Source organism: Clostridium homopropionicum DSM 5847, assembly GCF_001263795.1.
In the GTDB taxonomy this organism is placed as follows: Bacteria; Bacillota; Clostridia; order Clostridiales; family Clostridiaceae; genus Clostridium_H; species Clostridium_H homopropionicum.
This window is the reverse complement of sequence record NZ_LHUR01000016.1, coordinates 1-16,804: the sequence shown is the minus strand read 5'-3', so window position 1 is coordinate 16,804 and position 16,804 is coordinate 1. Positions and strand designations below refer to the sequence as shown.

The following is a 16,804-nucleotide window of genomic DNA, read 5'->3' as shown; positions in this document are numbered from 1 at the left end:
ATTACCATCCCATCTCCATTAGCCAATTATTGACCTTTCTTTCTCTTTCCTTAAAACTATTTTCCTCAATAAACTTCCCTAAATCAATTTCACCCTTTATTGATCCATCTTCAATATACATTATTCTATCGCACTTAGCTGCAACCTTCATATCATGGGTAACAAGCATAATAGTTGTGCCATCTTGATTAATTCTATTAAGTTCCTTCATAACTTCCCTAGAATTTTGCTGATTCAAAGCACCTGTAGGCTCATCTGCAAAAATCATCTTTGGAGAGTTGATTAAGCTTCTACAGATACAAGCTCTTTGAAGTTGCCCACCTGAAACTTCATTTGTATCATTTTGTGCTATTTCACTTATTCCAAGCTTATGCATTAATTCTCTTGCTCTGTCATTGATAGCTTCTCTATCTTTGCCTTTTTTTGACTGATATGCTGGTAATATAATATTATCATATATTGAAAGATTTTTTAACATATGCATTTGTTGAAAAATAAATCCCATTTCATCAAGTCTTAAATCACTCATTTCATTTGAAGTCAAAGTACTAATTTCCTTGCCAAAATAATCTACCGTCCCTGCAGTTAAATGATCCATTCCGCTAACTGTGTAAAGAAGAGTTGATTTACCCGAACCACTAGGCCCCATGATAGCCACCATTTCACCGACCTTAATTTCAAAATTTAAATTTCTTAAAACATTATTTTGTATTTTATTTATGATATAAGTTTTACATAAATCTTTAACCTTTAATGAACTCATCTCAAAACCACCTTATTCCATATTATTAATTTCTTTTAAATCTACTTTTTTAATAGCTCCAGCACTTAAGTATGCAATAGCTGTAGTTACTGCAAGTAAAATAATCGGATATACTATATATACTTCTAATGCCTGCACCTTAAATACAATGTTATGAACACCCAACATTGCAAATACCTGACCTGCTGTAACAGGTCCGAGGAATTTAGATAGTATAATTCCTAAGAATATTGCAACTACTAGAACTATACTTATTCTAGCTGACTGCCAAAGCCTAATTGAGCTATTTCTAAAGCCAACACTTTTTAGCATTGCAATTTCACCTTTTTCCTTAGTAATAAAGGTTTTCATCATTAGAATTGTAATTAAAGTATTAATACATAATACTATTAGAACAATTAAATTTTTCATAGTATCAAGTTGATCTAAGCTGCCTCCTATATATCTTGAAACGTATTCCTGTGAATTTTTAAAAGTATAGCTTGGGTACTTATCCCTTAATTGATTTATTAATATTTGCGGCTCTTCATTCCCCTTAAAATTACCTTGAAAAGGTAGTATGATTGCTAAATATTTGAAGTCAATATCCATTTTAGTATTTAATCTTACTGATTCACCCATGTTATTCATACTTTCATATAAACCAGTTACTATTAATTCCTTTTTCTCCTTACCTATCTGAGTATAAATTGTATCCCCTATAGAAACCTTTAGTTTTTTAGCTACAGTTTCAGTTATTGCTACTTCATTTTTTAATTCCGGCATCTTGCCTTTTAAAATATTGTAATTATTAGCTTCACTTTCTTGAGATTGGAAAGCTATTAATGTAAGGGAATTATCTTTATCGTCACTATAAAACTTAAGTCTATACATTACTTCTCCATAAAGCTCCATATCTATTCCGCTATCTTTAAAAGATTCTCTAAGGTTCTCCATATCCTTTAAATATTCTTCTTTGGTGGCTCCCCCTATATATTTGCCCATATCATCAGTTTCAATTAACACATCACTGTAATCCACCCCAAATAACTTAATAATATTTCCATCCTTCATAGTGTTTATTGTGTTTAATGGGATAATAATTAAAATTGTTCCAATACAGAAGGTCAAGATTAAAACCACAAATCTCCTAAGATTACACAAAATATCATTCAAAGCAATGAACATTGGTACTTTAATATTTTTAAATTTTCTAAGCTTTAGTTTTGATTTACCCTTAAAGCTTTCACCATTGCTTCCATTTCTAATTGCATCTATTGCTGAAAACTTATTTAGCTTTCTTGTGCAAGTGTAACAGAATAAAAGAACTACCAAGACTACTGAAACAGAACAAGCTATATTAATGAGTATATTCCCAGTTGATGATTTCATTAAAATATTTCCTGAGGTTTGCTTTAACAATATATTTCCAAAGGGGAAACTTAGCAGAAGCCCACCTATTACACCAATAATTGTTATTGCAAGATATTTTATTAAATAAACCTTTTTAATATCAAACTCTTTAAGACCAATAGCCTTCATGACTCCTATCTCTTTAAAGTCATCCTGCAGAGTAAAAATTATTGTGAATCTCAAAATCAAAAATGCAATTAATATAAGACAAAGACTTACTACAATTAAAACTCCAGAGGGCATCATATCAAGAATAAAGCTTTTGTTGACCATGGACTTATCAACATTAAATATTGTACTGAAATCTATACCTTTTAATTCTTTTTCTAATGCAGCTGTATCATCTGATATAATATAATAAGTATTTACGTAAGCTGCTTCTTTAAATGATTTATAAAGCTCATAATCTTCTTCACTTATAACAACTCTCTTCATCTCATTCATGCTTGAACCAAAAATTGCATCCTTAGTAAAAAGCTTAATTGTAAATTCCTTTTTAATATTGCCTAGAGTAATAATGACCTTATCTCCAACCTCTAAATTATTTTTACTCTTATCACCCAAGGAAAAAGCAATTTCTCCAGGATTTAAAATAATTTCTTCTCCCTTATCACCAAGTATTTTCCCATACTTCTTTGGCTGAACTTGAAGCAGATTTTCTCCAAAGGGCTCAAATTCTTTAATCTTCCCGTCTTCCTTTGTTTTGACAGCATCTTTAGAAAGCATTATGCCTCTGTCAATGTCATAGGAGCTTATAAACTTAGAAGTATTAATCCATTTATCAAACTCTTTATTTTCTCCCCTATCAAAAGCTGAAATTAAGTAGTCCGGTGTCTTAGCTTTCTCCATAAAATAATCAACGGACTCTGATACTGCAATTAAGCTATTTATACTGCTTGCTAAGAATGTTGTTGCTAATATGATGAATATTAAAAGAATAATATTCATTGATTTCTTTCGCTTTAAATCTTTTTTCAATATTCTAAAAAACATATCTCTTACCTCTCATAGATTATTTATTGATCATGAATTAATTATAAGTTGCCAATTATTAAATAATCCTTAAATAAAATAACAATACACTTACATTTATGAGCTGTAAGTGTATTGTTATTTTATAGTGTTGTCTATTATGATTAAATTTTCACCGTATTACTACATTCTATGTTTATATAAGAATCATTATCGTTAATTACAAATTATCTAAAAAAATTCATCAACAGCTCTGTCAATGCTTAAGCTATCCATATCATTAATCCACTGTTCTGGAATAGATATATATTTACATGTACTTTCTTTACTTTTTAAATAACTAAATATTATATGAGCTTCATCTATTTCATTCTTACCAACATTAACTGAGCTTTTCAAAGCATTACTTAAATGAGATATGATATTGCTTTTAAATTTATGCTTAATTTCATTAATACTAAAATCGTTAAGTTTGTATCTTTCATTGAAAAGCAGTTTATTATATCTTATCAAAAAAAACTTAATTTCTTTATCATTTAGAAACTCTACTAAAGCAATGTTTTTATTTGCTTCTATGAAGCTAATAATTTTTGCAGTATTGGTTAAATGCTTTACTGATCTTATATAATCTCTATATTTAGCTGCACCTTCAAAATCAAAATTCGCAGCAGCAATATTCATTTCCTGTTCCATTTCTTCAAGAATAGTCAAATTAGTACCCCTAAGCAGGTTTATCACTTTTTCTATTAAAGCAGCATAATGTTCTTCAGAAGGATTAGCTATGCACATACCAACACACAAGTTCCTAGAATATTTTAGACAGCCTGAAGCCTTTCGCGAGCTATTAGTACACAAAATTTTACTATGTTCTTTTATAGCGTAAAGCCCTTTTCCCACAGTATTCTTATTAGTATAAGGTCCAAAATAAAGCTTTCCATCAGAACTGTTAGGCTCGCTGCATATTTCAATAGCTGGATATTTCTCGTCCATTTTTATTTCGATATAACAATAACCTTTGGGACTTTTCATTTGCTTATTATATATTGGTTTAATTTCTTTGATTAATTTACATTCAAGCAATAAAGCTTCAAATTCCGTATCTGTTAACATATAATCAAAATCCTTAAGGTTTTTAACCAATTTAATTACCTTCGAAGAATGTGATTTGGAATTTATAAAATATGATCCAACTCTATTTCTTAGATTTTTAGATTTTCCTACATAAATAATATTATCTAATGAATCTTTCATGAGATATACTCCCGGTGAAGAAGGCAGTTTTTTAATTTTTTCTTTTATATCCAAAGTTATATCCTCCTAAAGGTAAGTATAGCCTACATTTTGTACGTTACTTATGGTACGGTTCACCGTTATTACTGCAACAGCAAACTTTATAAAAATTGATACCAAATCATTGATTTGGTATCTCATTTTTTAAGTAGTCATAAATAAAATTATTTATGCTCTATTTTATTATTACTTAATCATCTCTATAATTATTTTTAAACTTCTAAGCTTAATCGAATGTAGTTTTTCATACTTTTCCAACTATATAAAAGACAATTCTCATTAACTGGATTAGAGTAGTGTATGTATAAGTTTAAAATTTCCAAATAATAACAGTAAGAATAAGTCAAACAATACCTATACAAAACAGCAAATTAATAAATCTCAGTAAACTAATATCAACACTTAATCAAAAAAACTCCCAGCGGAAGATTTAAGAACTATTAAAAATAAATACTCTAATATTTTGAATTAATTGTATATACTACCATGTCAAGAATTATATTTTATAAGTTTTACACAATAGTATTATAATTAAAAAATTTTTATTTTATTCATATAATGACATTTTTTTCAAAAATTATTTGATATAATGAAAAAAAGATATAAATGAGGAGGTAATTAAAATGAAAAAAAGAAAATTCTTATTACGTTACTACTTACTTTATCATCCTTCATTACTGCCAATGCAGAAATATTCGGAGGTAAATGGACTAGTAATCCAACATACTATGTAGATTCATCTAATGTTTATTCATTCCAAATAAACAATGCAATCAGTTATTGGAATTCTGCGCTCTCATCTATCGGATCAAGTATACATTTAAGTTCCTCTACTGTAACAAGTGCTGTAATAATTCCTAACAGTGAATATTATGGTGAAGTCGAATGGATTGGATGGGGACAACCAGGTCCAGATGCATTTGATGGTTCATATGAGTATGCACTCATAAAATATAATAGAACACGTTTAGATCCAATATCATCACCAGGTGCAAAGCAAGCTATAATTTCTCACGAATGGGGGCATGCATTAGGACTACATCATACTGTAGGTGACGAGACACGTTCTCTTATGTCTTATAGGGGATACGAAGTATATTATAACCAATGGGGAATAACCATGCCAACGACTTATGATAAATCATCGCTAGACCTTATTTATTAGAAATATGAGGAAGGTTAAATTATGAAATCTAGAAAAATACTTATACCGATAGGAGCATTCATTTTATGCATATTATCAATATATTCTTATACACACTTTAATAGCAAGAGTTACAATGTACTACTTAATAAAGATATTGTAGTTAAAACAGCTGACGAACTTCCTAAGCTAGCTTTCGGTGAATGGATGAACCATTTTGAAAGCGAAGCAGAAATAGTTAAAGCAGCTGATCTAATAATATTAGCTAATGTAAAAGACTCTTACCCAGAATATCTTAAAAATATTACTAATCCTGAACTTCAAGATAATATGATAGTTACTATGTCTGTCATTAAAATTAATAAAATTTTTAAGGGTAATATAGATAAAAACCAAGAAATAAAGATATTACGAACAGGTGGTCAAATAGGAACTTTTATAACACATCCAATTGAAGATACTCCTGAATTAAACAAGAATCAATCATACTTATTTTTCTTAGAAAAAACCAGCAAAGGGCACTATCTAATACTTGGTGGATATCAAGGAATAGGTAAAATAAATGATAATAAGTTAACATTCGATAAAAATTTAAAAAGAATTTATTTAAAATTAGACAATAAAGATCTGTCGCAAATCAATGAAAACGTATCTAGTATACTAAATAACATTAACTAATATTTTATATTAAATGAAAATAATTTTTGAAGAGACCAATATAAGTGATTTCATAAAATAGCACTATAATTCTAGCAGTTTTCAGTAAAAATAAAAGGATAGAGTTGCTTATTCAGGAAAATAAGCGACTCTATCCTTTAAATGTTTTAGAAATAATACTTTAAACTTCATAAAATAATATCATTATAAATAACTTTTATATTGCATTAGTATCTAATAAAATATAAGTAAATCGCATAGTTCTGTACCATTTTATAAAATCCCCAACTTAATTCTTGCCTAATTGTTGATTTACAATAAAAATTGGTTCTTCGTCACTTTTGATGGAAGTAATCAAATACGAATGACTTGCTAAATATTATATGGTACTTTTCTCCTTAAAAGTTCAAAGCTGGCTTTACCAAACATTGACCTTTTAATCATCTTTAATCTATTTACATTACCTTCCAAAACTCCGTTACTTTCCTTAAACATAACTGAATTTTCAACGCTAGCATAGTCTTTCTCTATGCCATCAATAGAGCTTCGGATTTCTTTTATTTTTGAATCTTTATTAGCATTTATCTATTCTTTAAGTTTTCCGGAATCTTTACATTCATATACTTCTTTCAATGTATCAATAGCCATAAAAATATCCTCGATAATAGGAAAGTCTTCCAGTGCATAGTCTAATAGTTTAAATACATTAGTCGCTGCATTTTCAAAATTCCAGAATAACTTCATTAGATTAAAACGTGTAAATATATAACTCTTTATTGTGGTGCTTGTTTCTGGTAGACCCTCTCTCTTCAATGTATTTGCATACTTAGCAAATGCGGAATAAGAGTATTTTACCCCTTTTTTCTCTAACGCTAATAGTATTTCTTTATATGTTTTTTTAGTAACCAATAAATTGATAATAAAATCTTTGAACATATAAAATGGAGTAGATTTATCATAAAAGCTCAAGGTTTATATATTCTTCAAATTGATATACTTTCTAATCGTATTCCTAGATATGGATAACTCTCTTACTATAGCTTTTATGGGAATTCCTGAGTTATGAATATCTCTTACCTTAATAATTAGCTCTAGCCTTTTTGAACATTTATCTGTAGGTTCTGATTTATTCTTTTTATCTATTGTAGCACCATTTTTGTCTATAACAATTTTAATTGATTTTCCCATATATCTCTTTAAAAAGTCAGAAACTCCTTCGAAAAAATTATGGATTATATCAAATCTGTCAGCTATTTGATCAGCAGTAGGAATAGGGTTTTTTATAGCTTTTGCATAGGTCGTAGACCTATCACTGCTAACTATTTGTACATTTTTATATAACTTTAAATGTTCTGTAACTTCTTCTAAATTTCTGCTGTTGATTATATCTATTGGTTTACCAGTTTTCAAGTCACATATTATTGTTCCAAAAGTAACGTTACTATTAATTCCAAATGTTATTTTCAAAAAAATAGAATATATATTATATATTTAGAAGTGCTTCTAATTTAATTATATAAGGAGAAATAATATGACAAATAAATTATATTGTGTTGAAAAAATAAACAAAAATCAAACAGTAATGTCACTCAATTTAGAATGTAAGAAAAATGTAGCTATCTCAAAGAGAGTAAACATTGTATCTATTAAAATGGTTAAAGAAAGCAGCATTCTTTATCCAAATAGAAAAATAACTTCCCCATCAGATGTTGTAAATTTAGGAAAGCAATTTCTTGAAGACTCTGATAGAGAAAATTTAATTGCATGTTGCTTAGATACTAAAAATCAGCCCTTATCTATAAATGTGGTAAGCATTGGCTCTTTGAATGCTTCAATTGTGCACCCAAGAGAAGTATTTAAGGTAGCAATACTTTCAAATGCTGCAAGTATAATAATATTTCATAATCATCCTTCTGGAGATACATCTCCATCCACAGAAGATATAAATGTAACTGCTAGACTAAAAGAGGCTGGGAAACTCATAGGTATAGATTTATTAGACCATATAATCATTGGCTCTGAAAGCTCCTATTGTAGCTTAAAAGAAAAAGGAATACTGTAATTGAAAGGGTGAAATTATAATATGTTCGATAATAACAAATTTATTACTAAAGGTATACATGAAAATATTACCTTAGCATTGCAACTCTTCATGTGGAATTGTATAGATGCATTAAAAGAACACGTAAATCAATTAGATCATCTCCAAGTATTTGAATTATCCAAGCAAAGGTCTGATGATATATTCTATCAAAAAATAGAACATAAGCAAGAAATACCTCAATACTTCAAGACGTATAATTTACTTCCAAGTGAAATGATAGATGCAAAAGTATTTGTTATAGATGATGGTAAATACTCAACTATGATGCTAGCTGAAGAATATTAAAGATATTATAACTTTTTATAGAGTGGTTCTTTAAAAAATATAAACTCCATATCCTGATGGATTTGTATAAATCTTTAACCATATATTATATTAATGTGTGATACCTAGTGCATAGGTAATCCCTCGCGAGAGGTAAGGAATAAAGAAAGGAGCATAAAAATATGAATGATAATTTAGATGCAAAGGTAATATTAAGCATAGAAATAAAAAACCCTGATTTAGTATCAGAGCTTACTACTATTTCTATGGAGCTTTCTTTACCATTAGATGAATTAATTATTAATTCTATTGAGAAAATGATTTATGATATTAAATTTGTAAGAAGCTTAAGGCAATAGAATACCTTAATAAATCTTAATAAATTCATATTAAATCTTTATAATTTGTCAACATGTGAAAACATCATCTTTAATACATCTAAAGCCATTTGCTTTTGCTTAGAATCCCTATTATACATTAGTTGTTTAAATTGATTAATGAAAATATCATCATTGGAATTAGTATAATCTTGCAATAAATAATCTATAGTAACACCTAATTTATTAACTAACTTTACTAGTGTTTCAAGAGTTACACTTCTATCTCCTCTTTCAATTTGACCCATATACGAGCTGGAAATGTCTATGCTTTCTGCTAATTTCTCTTGTGTTAAGTTTAACTTTAATCTTTCTTCTCTTATTCTCTGACCTAAATCTCTATAATTCATATAACCACTCCTTAAATCTTACTTTAAAAGCAAAACTAAGGAAATTTAATATGCTGATAGTGTTATGTATATTTACTAATAGTGTTATTTTTGTTATGATATTTATAATAATTACAAATTAATGAATATTTTATGTATATATTTATAATTTCAACTCAATATATGTAGCTAATAGGAGAACTTTAACAAAAGAAAGACTAATTATAAAATTTAGAAAGGTGGTAATATTATGTCTAAAACTATTGAATGGATGTGCACAACTTGTGGAAAAAAGGAATTAAAATCTGAAACTACAGGAAGACCTAATCCTGGAAAATGTCCACGTAAAACAGGAGACAAGCCACATAGCTGGACTAAAAATAGAACTATTTAAAAATAAACTTAACTTTTAATAATTTTAAAATAATGGAGAGTGATTATACTATGGGTTTTTTTGATGTCGCTAAAAATGTTGGAAAATTCGTTATTAATGATGCTATTGAAAGAGCACAAAATAATCAAGAAGAATTTGAACGTGCATATGATATTGGCACAAGAGCAACTGATGAACAATTAGTTAAGTACTTTAAAACATCTAGTAGTTTTCAAAAAGCTGCTTATGCTAGAGTTTTAGAAGAACGTGGATATCTAGAAAAAAATTCTGAAGGACAATATCAAAGAACAGGTAAAACTCTAAATAAATAATCAATATAACTCTACATATGGATTTATATTACATATTCAACAGAATATAAACTGCACGAAAATTGGGAGGTATTTTATCATGAGTAAAATGACCATATGTAAGACATGTAAAAAAGAAGTCGCTAAATCAGCAAAGATTTGTCCTAATTGTGGAGCAAAATTGAAATCTGGAAAACTTAAATTAATATTAGGTGTGATTATTGCTTTAATAATCATAATTGCTCTAATAGGTTCTTCAGAAGAAAGTTCAGTGCAAAGCAATTCTCAATCTGAAAATAAAAGTGCTACATCAGGTGATTCTCCTGCTAACACACAAAATGCTCAAAAAGAAATTGACCTATTAAATTATATTGGAAAAAGCAAAGCTGACATAAAAAAAGCCTTTGGTGATCCAGTTAAAATTGATGGTGCTCAGAGTGGAGAAGTATATGATTATACTGCTTATGATTTTGCAATAGGTAATGATAAAGTGGTTTCTATAAGTGTTAAAAGTAAAGGTTCAACTGCAAAAGGAGTAGGAATAGGTGTTGTGCCAAAAGATGTTAAAGCTATGATTGGAACTCCAACTAAAGAATCTAATAATAAGAATTTTGTAATGGAATATAGACTTAATAACAATACTATTTCACTTCAATTTTATTGTACTGACTTTCGTAGTCCTGTTAATTTAATTACAATAACAGATTTAACTTATGGTAAAGAAAAGCCTATGGAAGTTACAAAGGAAAAAGTTCAATCTCTAATAGATGGCGAATGGGTTTTTGAAAAGGATATGAATCAAGCAAATCTCTCCCGTTATATTCATACATTTTCAAATGGAGTTCAAGATAAACATCTTGGTATATGGAGCAAAGAATATCGTATAACTAATAATAATACCATAATATTTCATTCAATGGTTAATGACATTTCTGGATCAAGATATATAGATACACAGTACTATATTGAATTTTATGAAGATGGAGATAGGATGGAAATATATACATTAGATCAATATGGAGATAGACAATTTGAATATATATATTATAGATATTATTAAGTATAACGATAGAATGGGGGATTTAAAGATGAAAAAAACACTATTAATACTTTTGACATTATTATTATTTATGATTTCAGGTTGTTCAAGCACAGTAGATAATAACAAATATGTTTCTATGGTTAAGAATGGGCATCCTACAGATTATCCAAATTCAACCTATGGTACATCATTTGAAAAGTTCTTCGGTTCACCAAACTGGAAATATTTCAAGTCTGACGATGGAAAAGATGTTGTTGAATTTACAGGCAGTTGTACATATCAAGATGTACAAGTTAAAGCAAGGATGCAATTTATTTTAGATGTAACTTCTGGAACATTTCAAGCAGGAGCCTTATCTTTTAATGATGTTCCTCAAAATCAATTGATAACAGCTGCTTTGCTTAGTAAAGTATTTGAGAATTCATCAACAGAAGCATCTTCGAAATCTGAGGAAAAGAATTCAAGCACAAATAAAAGTAGCGAATCCACTCAGGAAACATTCTATGGGCAGTGGATCATTAGTAAACTAATAAACAATGACGGTATTGGAACATACTCCAGTGATGACATTAATAATATAATCGGGAAGCAACTAAGCTTTTCAAGTGAAAAATCTAGTTCCTTCGGTGATGATATTAGCATTATGAAAAATATAGTAAATAATCCTACATATCAGAAACTAGTTATTTCAAAAGATGATTTTGTAACCGGATATCGTATTTCATTTGATAAACTAGGAATAAAAAAAGATTCAGTTACTGAAATAAATGTTCTTGATTCAAATAATACTATACAATGTTCTTTCTATATTTTAGATAAGGACACATTAATATTATACGGTGGAGGAGCGTTCTTTGAATTAAAGAAAAAATAGATGTACATAACTTAGATTTTTAATACAATTATAATTTTAAAAAAGTCTATTTATATAGAAATAAATACTTTTTTAAATATATGGAAGGAGAATTTATAATGTATTGCAATAATTGTGGAACTGAAATCATAGGCAAAGGTTCGTTTTGTAGTAAATGTGGAAATAAAGTATTAAATATAGATATTGATGATGAGAGTAAAATTAATGACAATACAACTTCTCAAATAAAGCAATTTAAGTTTATAAGACATAAAAGCCTTGGAAAACTTGATTTATCTCATATTATATCTGAGATCACATTAACTAATTCAATTTTAGAACTTAATCAGCAAAAAATATTACTATACTTCTTTAAGAAAAAACCTATTAAGACTACTCACAATATTTCAGAAATTATTTCAGCAAGAATTAAAAAGACACTTGATATGAGTGATGCTGCCTTTTCGATAATATTTGCATTAATTGGATTTTTCAATCCTGCATTTTTTATATTAGCTGCTATTTTACTTTGGGTTGGCGTAGGAAGGAAAATTGAGCTAAAAAAATCAAATGGAGAAACCATAATAATTCCTGCTGAAAATAAAAAATATTGTATAGAATTAGTGGAATATCTTTTATCAATAAATAATAGTATGGTTGTCTATAATAAATAAAATATAAACAAGCATTATTATATTTATAGAAATAACTAATATTTTGATAGTAATTGTATAACTTTATCATAGGGAGTGATAAAGTTATACAATTTTATTATTAGCTCTGTATTTATGGTTAGGAGTAAAATCCATTACCTTTTTTAGAAGCAATGTATTTAAATTAGGCTATGTTTACATAGGCTAATTTTCTCAGTATCTGGCATAGTGAAAAAATAATCTGAAAAAAATTAAATTTTATTTATTACATGAAAATATTAAATAAGTCATTTAGAGAAAGGTGAAATTATGAGCAATAAATGTTATATTTAAATTGCTCTTTTAAAAAGTATAGGTATACTATAAAAAATAGTAAAAAAATACTATAGATTAAAACTGTGGCCACTGAAAAAGCTTTGCTTTTTCAGTGAACATTGAATTAAATCCTAAAAAGAGCACGAAATATTTCAGCATTTTATGAAATACTTCGTGCTTGTTTCTTTTTTATGCGCCACTTAAAACCTATTGCTCCGTTAGGAGCTTTATAATTCGCTTGATATTAACAGTAAATATTATAAGTGCTCCTTGCATCTGCATGCCAATTAAGCCCGACGATATTGCTACATCATAGCCGTGCTGATACTTGAGTTCACTGTTTTTAGCTTCAATCATATATCGTTCTTTTGCTCGGTGCTTAAAATATTCCGTTTCTTGAAAAGCCATCTGCTCTTTATGAATATCCGATTTTATAGATACAGAATAGGTTTTCGATTTAGAGCCTTCTTTGTAGCAACCATCTCGGTGCGAACAATATTTACATTTTTTAATATCAAAATAGTACGTAGTAACTTGATTTTTGCTTTGCCCTTTCTTGCCCTGTCGGGCCTTTCTTATAGCCATATGCCCGGCAGGGCAAACAAACATTCCAGCATCCTTGTTAAATTGGAATTCTTCCTCTTTCTTACGAAATCCACACGAAACCATTGGATGAAGTTTTGAAATTAATCTTATTTGGTTTTGTTTTGCATACTCTAGATTTCTTTTTTCTGAATAAGCAGTATCACCAATTATCTCATCAACTGTCATACCTGCTTCTTGACTCTTTTCAATCAAACTTTGAAGTTCTTTACCATCAGCTTTTTCTCCTGTTGTAACTACAGCACCTGTGATGATACGTTCTTCACTCATCGCAATGTGTGTTTTATATCCAAAGAATGAGGAATCCACGGTCTTATGCCCTATACGGGCGTCCCCGTCTGTTGAGAGCGCTAAATGCTCAAGATCATCTCCAATAGCCTCATTCAAATAATTGAGACGTTGTTTAACCTTTTCATATACTCCTAGCTCAGGTGTAGATTCTACAACATTTACTAAGTCTTTACAATACTCAATAATTTCATCAAGTTTATCGCTTGTTACTTTTTGAGGAAATTTTTCTTTCATTTCAATATTGATTGCGTAAATCTCTTTTCTTAAGGATTTTGCACGTTCCAGTAAAACCTCTTGTGCAGACTTCTGATTATATCTTGCTTTAGTATGTGTGGCATCAACAATAAGAGTTTTGCTTATCAAAACTCCTTTAGCGATAGCGATTTCTACTGTTTTCTTGATTAATAAGTCGAGTAATTTCATATCTTTTAAGCGCAGCTTTCTAAATTTTGTTAATGTACTAGGATGAATCAAATTGACTTCCTCTGGCGCTAAGTTTAAGAAATACTTAAATGACATATCGTAGAGTGTTCGTGATACTACATCCTCATCGGATAATTCATAGGTAGTCTTTAATATAAGATACTTAAATAGCATGACAGGATCCTTGGCACCACGTCCCATGTCAACACTATAGTTTTCCAGTAGTTCATTGTAGATGAATGAAAAATCAACTAAATCATTAAGCCTTCTTAAAAAATTGTCCTTTGGAATTATAATGTCATACAATCCTTGATATGAACTCACCACAAATTGCTGCTGACCCTTTATCATCTAATTTATACCTCTCAATCAATAATATAACTTATTCCTAAGTTATATATTCGACATGACTCTCGAAAATCCTTTTTGCTAACGTCTTTTATGTATGAAAAAGTAAAACCGCCATCACTTTCGTGATGACGGTTCAACATTACTAATTTTTCAGTGGCCTCATTAAAACTCTATAGTATTTTTTTTATAATTTATCTTTAATAATATTTCTTTTAAAATTAATTTATATCGTATTATAACTATTGCTATATATAGATAATCAACATAAATATAAATCTAATTTATGAAGGAGGTAAAAAACTATGTTTAATCAATATCAAGACTTACTAAATGTAGAAGAGCTTTGTGAAATACTGGGAATAGGCAAAAATGTCGCTTATGAACTATTAAATAACGGCGAAGTCAAAGCATTCAAAAGAGGTCGTATTTGGAAGATACCTAAAATAGCAGTTCAAAATTATGTATTGATTAGTAGTGGATTAAATCAGAGGACAAGTTATAGAGACAGTAACATATAGTTGCTGTCTCAGTCTTTTTTATTAGTTTTTCATTTGTCACATGACATTTCATTTGTCAAAATCCTATATAATAATACATGACATAGTATAAATGCTGAAACTGTTTAAGACATTATTTAAACACTGTTTGCTTTATTGTAATATTTTTATCCTTATTTTTCATTAAAAAACATTATTTATTTTTATAAATATACTAACATATAAATAAACTTAGTATAAATATTAAGTAGAGGCGGAAGCCTCTACTTTTTTAGGGGGAAGGGACAAAGGAACTCAAAAATCCTACGGATTTTTTCGTTCTGTCCCTTCCCCCTAATACCCCTATCCCTCTTCCTAATGATATGCATATATTATTTCAGCGTTGCTATTTAATATAATCTGCTAATGACATTTAAAATATATCTGATTGACTACAATGCACTTTATTAATACTACTTATTCTTAGTAAAAATTAGCTATTTTTATTCTATAAAAGTTTTTAAGATTTTCTTAATCCTCTTCATATCTTTACTACTTAGTTTTTTCTTACATGCTAATATTAGTTTTGCAAATTCCAAATCTTCACCACATAATTTTTCCATTTCTATTTTTACCTCTGCATCAGGGTCAATTGATATAATTTGAATTTTATTACTTCTAGTACTATTCCTTTCATCAGACAATCCTAATAAATAATCTGGTGTACACTTTAGCTGAAATGCTATTCTATTTACAAGTTCATGGTTTAAATATTTATTTAAATCATTTTCCATTTTTGATATTGCTTGTTTACTTAACCCTACTAATTTACCTAGATCACTTTGTGTAAGTCCTGCCTCTGTTCTTAACTTTTTTATTTTATAACCTAAGCTACTCATAATGCCATCCTTCCTCCTCATCAATCTTCTGTTCGTAGATAATGTGTTTTTTAATAATTATACTACACACTGTTGACAATTGCAAAAAATAATGTTATCCTTCAAGTACATAGTTTGTGGCACGCAGCTATCATTACACATGTAGTGGACGTATTTTTTTAAGATCATACTTATTTGCATATTTTAATTAAGAGTGGAGGTAATGTTATATGAGTAAAGAAAAAAAACTTAAAGTAAAATTAATTTCAAAATCTAAAAATTTATACGACGATGAAATGGTTAACTACCATAAATGTAAAGCGAATTTTGTTGCTGAAGGAATTCATTTAGACTACGAAAGCTGGCAAAAATCAAATCCAATTTTTATATCAGCTCAAACTGGAATGGGTAAAAATACTTTTATTGAAAAAGTATTTTTAAGTTTTGTTTTAGAGACTAGAAATAAAATTTTAATAGTTAGTAATAGGATTGCTAATAATCGTCAGCAAAAGGAACGAATGGCCAATATTGTGGGGTGCAAACATTACCTAGAAGATTTAACTGCTGTAGGTTTAGATAAAACCGAAATTTTCGCCAACGTAAGAATAGTAACATATCAAAAGTTAGGTTCATATCTTTCTGACATTTTTGAATGTCAGAAACTTAAAGATACTTACGATATTGTTGTCTATGACGAGGTTCATTACTTCTGTTCTGATGCTCTTTTTAACAATCTGTAGAACACAATGATAAAATACATAAAAACAACGATTAAAAAGTGCATAGATCTTAATTAAATTATGGAACACTACCTATAAAAAACAAGAGGTGGTGTTGTAGAAATGAAGGAGGATCTATGGTTGGAAATACGAAATGACTATTTAAAAGGACTATCAATATCAGAAATTTCAAGAAAATACAATATTAATTGGCGTACAGCCAA

General features: G+C 28.6%; 20 protein-coding genes. 11 read left to right on the top strand and 9 right to left on the bottom strand.

Annotated elements, in window-relative coordinates; genetic code table 11:
• Window position 1: 1 nt before the first annotated feature.
• From CLHOM_RS06150 to CLHOM_RS06140, 3 genes are all read right to left on the bottom strand, one after another.
• Complete coding sequence (locus tag CLHOM_RS06150) at window positions 2-763, bottom strand: ABC transporter ATP-binding protein (RefSeq protein ID WP_052220825.1); 762 nt, start codon at window positions 761-763, stop codon at window positions 2-4.
• Between the two features lie 12 nt (window positions 764-775).
• Window positions 776-3,148, bottom strand: coding sequence for an ABC transporter permease (locus CLHOM_RS06145; protein ID WP_052220824.1), 2,373 nt, complete (start codon window positions 3,146-3,148; stop codon window positions 776-778).
• A 210-nt stretch (window positions 3,149-3,358) separates the two neighbouring features.
• Window positions 3,359-4,432 (bottom strand): UvrB/UvrC motif-containing protein, encoded by a 1,074-nt coding sequence (locus CLHOM_RS06140; protein WP_052220823.1) that lies wholly within the window; start codon window positions 4,430-4,432, stop codon window positions 3,359-3,361.
• A gap of 1,171 nt (window positions 4,433-5,603) precedes the next feature.
• On the opposite strand from CLHOM_RS06140, the gene CLHOM_RS06135 reads away from it, so the two are divergent.
• Entirely contained in the window at window positions 5,604-6,239 is a 636-nt protein-coding gene (locus CLHOM_RS06135; protein WP_052220822.1) for a hypothetical protein, read from the top strand.
• Window positions 6,240-6,590: 351 nt separating this feature from the next.
• Here CLHOM_RS06135 and CLHOM_RS18125 read toward each other — a convergent pair whose 3' ends face one another.
• Genes CLHOM_RS18125 through CLHOM_RS06120 form a run of 3 tightly spaced genes read right to left on the bottom strand, consistent with a single transcriptional unit; the run spans window position 6,591 to window position 7,685 of the window.
• Complete coding sequence (locus tag CLHOM_RS18125; protein WP_074783007.1) at window positions 6,591-6,803, bottom strand: transposase; 213 nt, start codon at window positions 6,801-6,803, stop codon at window positions 6,591-6,593.
• Window positions 6,804-7,187, bottom strand: coding sequence for a hypothetical protein (locus CLHOM_RS06125; RefSeq protein WP_052220820.1), 384 nt, complete (start codon window positions 7,185-7,187; stop codon window positions 6,804-6,806).
• 3 nt (window positions 7,188-7,190) lie between these two features.
• A complete protein-coding gene (locus CLHOM_RS06120) occupies window positions 7,191-7,685 on the bottom strand; it encodes a transposase (RefSeq protein WP_052220819.1) in 495 nt (164 codons plus the stop codon).
• A 64-nt stretch (window positions 7,686-7,749) separates the two neighbouring features.
• Between CLHOM_RS06120 and CLHOM_RS06115 the strand changes: the two genes are divergently transcribed.
• From CLHOM_RS06115 to CLHOM_RS18275, 3 genes are all read left to right on the top strand, one after another.
• On the top strand, window positions 7,750-8,280 hold the full coding sequence (locus tag CLHOM_RS06115) for a JAB domain-containing protein (RefSeq protein WP_082204368.1): 531 nt from the start codon (window positions 7,750-7,752) through the stop codon (window positions 8,278-8,280).
• Window positions 8,281-8,301: 21 nt separating this feature from the next.
• Window positions 8,302-8,607 (top strand): DUF960 family protein, encoded by a 306-nt coding sequence (locus CLHOM_RS06110; protein ID WP_052220818.1) that lies wholly within the window; start codon window positions 8,302-8,304, stop codon window positions 8,605-8,607.
• 161 nt (window positions 8,608-8,768) lie between these two features.
• Complete coding sequence (locus CLHOM_RS18275) at window positions 8,769-8,945, top strand: hypothetical protein (protein WP_161803201.1); 177 nt, start codon at window positions 8,769-8,771, stop codon at window positions 8,943-8,945.
• Window positions 8,946-8,983: 38 nt separating this feature from the next.
• Here CLHOM_RS18275 and CLHOM_RS06105 read toward each other — a convergent pair whose 3' ends face one another.
• A complete protein-coding gene (locus tag CLHOM_RS06105) occupies window positions 8,984-9,313 on the bottom strand; it encodes a helix-turn-helix domain-containing protein (RefSeq protein ID WP_052220817.1) in 330 nt (109 codons plus the stop codon).
• Between the two features lie 229 nt (window positions 9,314-9,542).
• Between CLHOM_RS06105 and CLHOM_RS18470 the strand changes: the two genes are divergently transcribed.
• The 5 genes from CLHOM_RS18470 to CLHOM_RS06085 all read left to right on the top strand — a co-directional run bounded on the left by CLHOM_RS18470 (window position 9,543) and on the right by CLHOM_RS06085 (window position 12,545).
• Window positions 9,543-9,686 carry a hypothetical protein gene (locus tag CLHOM_RS18470; protein WP_175478685.1) on the top strand — a complete coding sequence of 48 codons (144 nt, stop codon included), beginning with the start codon at window positions 9,543-9,545 and terminating at the stop codon, window positions 9,684-9,686.
• A gap of 32 nt (window positions 9,687-9,718) precedes the next feature.
• Window positions 9,719-9,997, top strand: coding sequence for a hypothetical protein (locus CLHOM_RS06100; RefSeq protein WP_152909096.1), 279 nt, complete (start codon window positions 9,719-9,721; stop codon window positions 9,995-9,997).
• Window positions 9,998-10,076: 79 nt separating this feature from the next.
• Entirely contained in the window at window positions 10,077-11,036 is a 960-nt protein-coding gene (locus CLHOM_RS06095) for a hypothetical protein (RefSeq protein ID WP_052220815.1), read from the top strand.
• Window positions 11,037-11,064: 28 nt separating this feature from the next.
• Window positions 11,065-11,892: a hypothetical protein gene (locus CLHOM_RS06090; RefSeq protein ID WP_139205679.1), complete on the top strand. Its 828-nt coding sequence runs from the start codon at window positions 11,065-11,067 to the stop codon at window positions 11,890-11,892.
• A 98-nt stretch (window positions 11,893-11,990) separates the two neighbouring features.
• The gene (locus CLHOM_RS06085) at window positions 11,991-12,545 is read left to right on the top strand and encodes a zinc ribbon domain-containing protein (protein ID WP_052220813.1); all 555 of its coding nucleotides are present in this window, start codon (window positions 11,991-11,993) and stop codon (window positions 12,543-12,545) included.
• Between the two features lie 501 nt (window positions 12,546-13,046).
• On the opposite strand, the gene CLHOM_RS06080 is transcribed toward CLHOM_RS06085, so the two are convergent.
• The gene (locus tag CLHOM_RS06080) at window positions 13,047-14,507 is read right to left on the bottom strand and encodes an IS1182 family transposase (protein WP_052220812.1); all 1,461 of its coding nucleotides are present in this window, start codon (window positions 14,505-14,507) and stop codon (window positions 13,047-13,049) included.
• A 302-nt stretch (window positions 14,508-14,809) separates the two neighbouring features.
• On the opposite strand from CLHOM_RS06080, the gene CLHOM_RS06075 reads away from it, so the two are divergent.
• Complete coding sequence (locus CLHOM_RS06075) at window positions 14,810-15,025, top strand: helix-turn-helix domain-containing protein (RefSeq protein ID WP_052220811.1); 216 nt, start codon at window positions 14,810-14,812, stop codon at window positions 15,023-15,025.
• Window positions 15,026-15,486: 461 nt separating this feature from the next.
• On the opposite strand, the gene CLHOM_RS06070 is transcribed toward CLHOM_RS06075, so the two are convergent.
• Window positions 15,487-15,882 (bottom strand): helix-turn-helix domain-containing protein, encoded by a 396-nt coding sequence (locus CLHOM_RS06070; protein WP_052220810.1) that lies wholly within the window; start codon window positions 15,880-15,882, stop codon window positions 15,487-15,489.
• Window positions 15,883-16,091: 209 nt separating this feature from the next.
• Here CLHOM_RS06070 and CLHOM_RS06065 point away from each other — a divergent pair, with 209 nt between their 5' ends.
• A complete protein-coding gene (locus tag CLHOM_RS06065) occupies window positions 16,092-16,601 on the top strand; it encodes a DEAD/DEAH box helicase family protein (RefSeq protein ID WP_052220809.1) in 510 nt (169 codons plus the stop codon).
• The last annotated feature ends 203 nt before the right edge of the window (window positions 16,602-16,804 follow it).

Coding starts and splice junctions, on each gene's coding strand:
- CLHOM_RS06150 (WP_052220825.1), bottom strand. CDS start 763: ATGAGTTCATTAAAGGTTAAAGATTTATGTAAAACTTATATCATAAAT.
- CLHOM_RS06145 (WP_052220824.1), bottom strand. CDS start 3,148: ATGTTTTTTAGAATATTGAAAAAAGATTTAAAGCGAAAGAAATCAATG.
- CLHOM_RS06135 (WP_052220822.1), top strand. CDS start 5,604: ATGAAATCTAGAAAAATACTTATACCGATAGGAGCATTCATTTTATGC.
- CLHOM_RS06115 (WP_082204368.1), top strand. CDS start 7,750: ATGACAAATAAATTATATTGTGTTGAAAAAATAAACAAAAATCAAACA.
- CLHOM_RS06110 (WP_052220818.1), top strand. CDS start 8,302: ATGTTCGATAATAACAAATTTATTACTAAAGGTATACATGAAAATATT.
- CLHOM_RS18275 (WP_161803201.1), top strand. CDS start 8,769: ATGAATGATAATTTAGATGCAAAGGTAATATTAAGCATAGAAATAAAA.
- CLHOM_RS06105 (WP_052220817.1), bottom strand. CDS start 9,313: ATGAATTATAGAGATTTAGGTCAGAGAATAAGAGAAGAAAGATTAAAG.
- CLHOM_RS18470 (WP_175478685.1), top strand. CDS start 9,543: ATGTCTAAAACTATTGAATGGATGTGCACAACTTGTGGAAAAAAGGAA.
- CLHOM_RS06100 (WP_152909096.1), top strand. CDS start 9,719: ATGGAGAGTGATTATACTATGGGTTTTTTTGATGTCGCTAAAAATGTT.
- CLHOM_RS06095 (WP_052220815.1), top strand. CDS start 10,077: ATGAGTAAAATGACCATATGTAAGACATGTAAAAAAGAAGTCGCTAAA.
- CLHOM_RS06090 (WP_139205679.1), top strand. CDS start 11,065: ATGAAAAAAACACTATTAATACTTTTGACATTATTATTATTTATGATT.
- CLHOM_RS06085 (WP_052220813.1), top strand. CDS start 11,991: ATGTATTGCAATAATTGTGGAACTGAAATCATAGGCAAAGGTTCGTTT.
- CLHOM_RS06080 (WP_052220812.1), bottom strand. CDS start 14,507: ATGATAAAGGGTCAGCAGCAATTTGTGGTGAGTTCATATCAAGGATTG.
- CLHOM_RS06075 (WP_052220811.1), top strand. CDS start 14,810: ATGTTTAATCAATATCAAGACTTACTAAATGTAGAAGAGCTTTGTGAA.
- CLHOM_RS06070 (WP_052220810.1), bottom strand. CDS start 15,882: ATGAGTAGCTTAGGTTATAAAATAAAAAAGTTAAGAACAGAGGCAGGA.
- CLHOM_RS06065 (WP_052220809.1), top strand. CDS start 16,092: ATGAGTAAAGAAAAAAAACTTAAAGTAAAATTAATTTCAAAATCTAAA.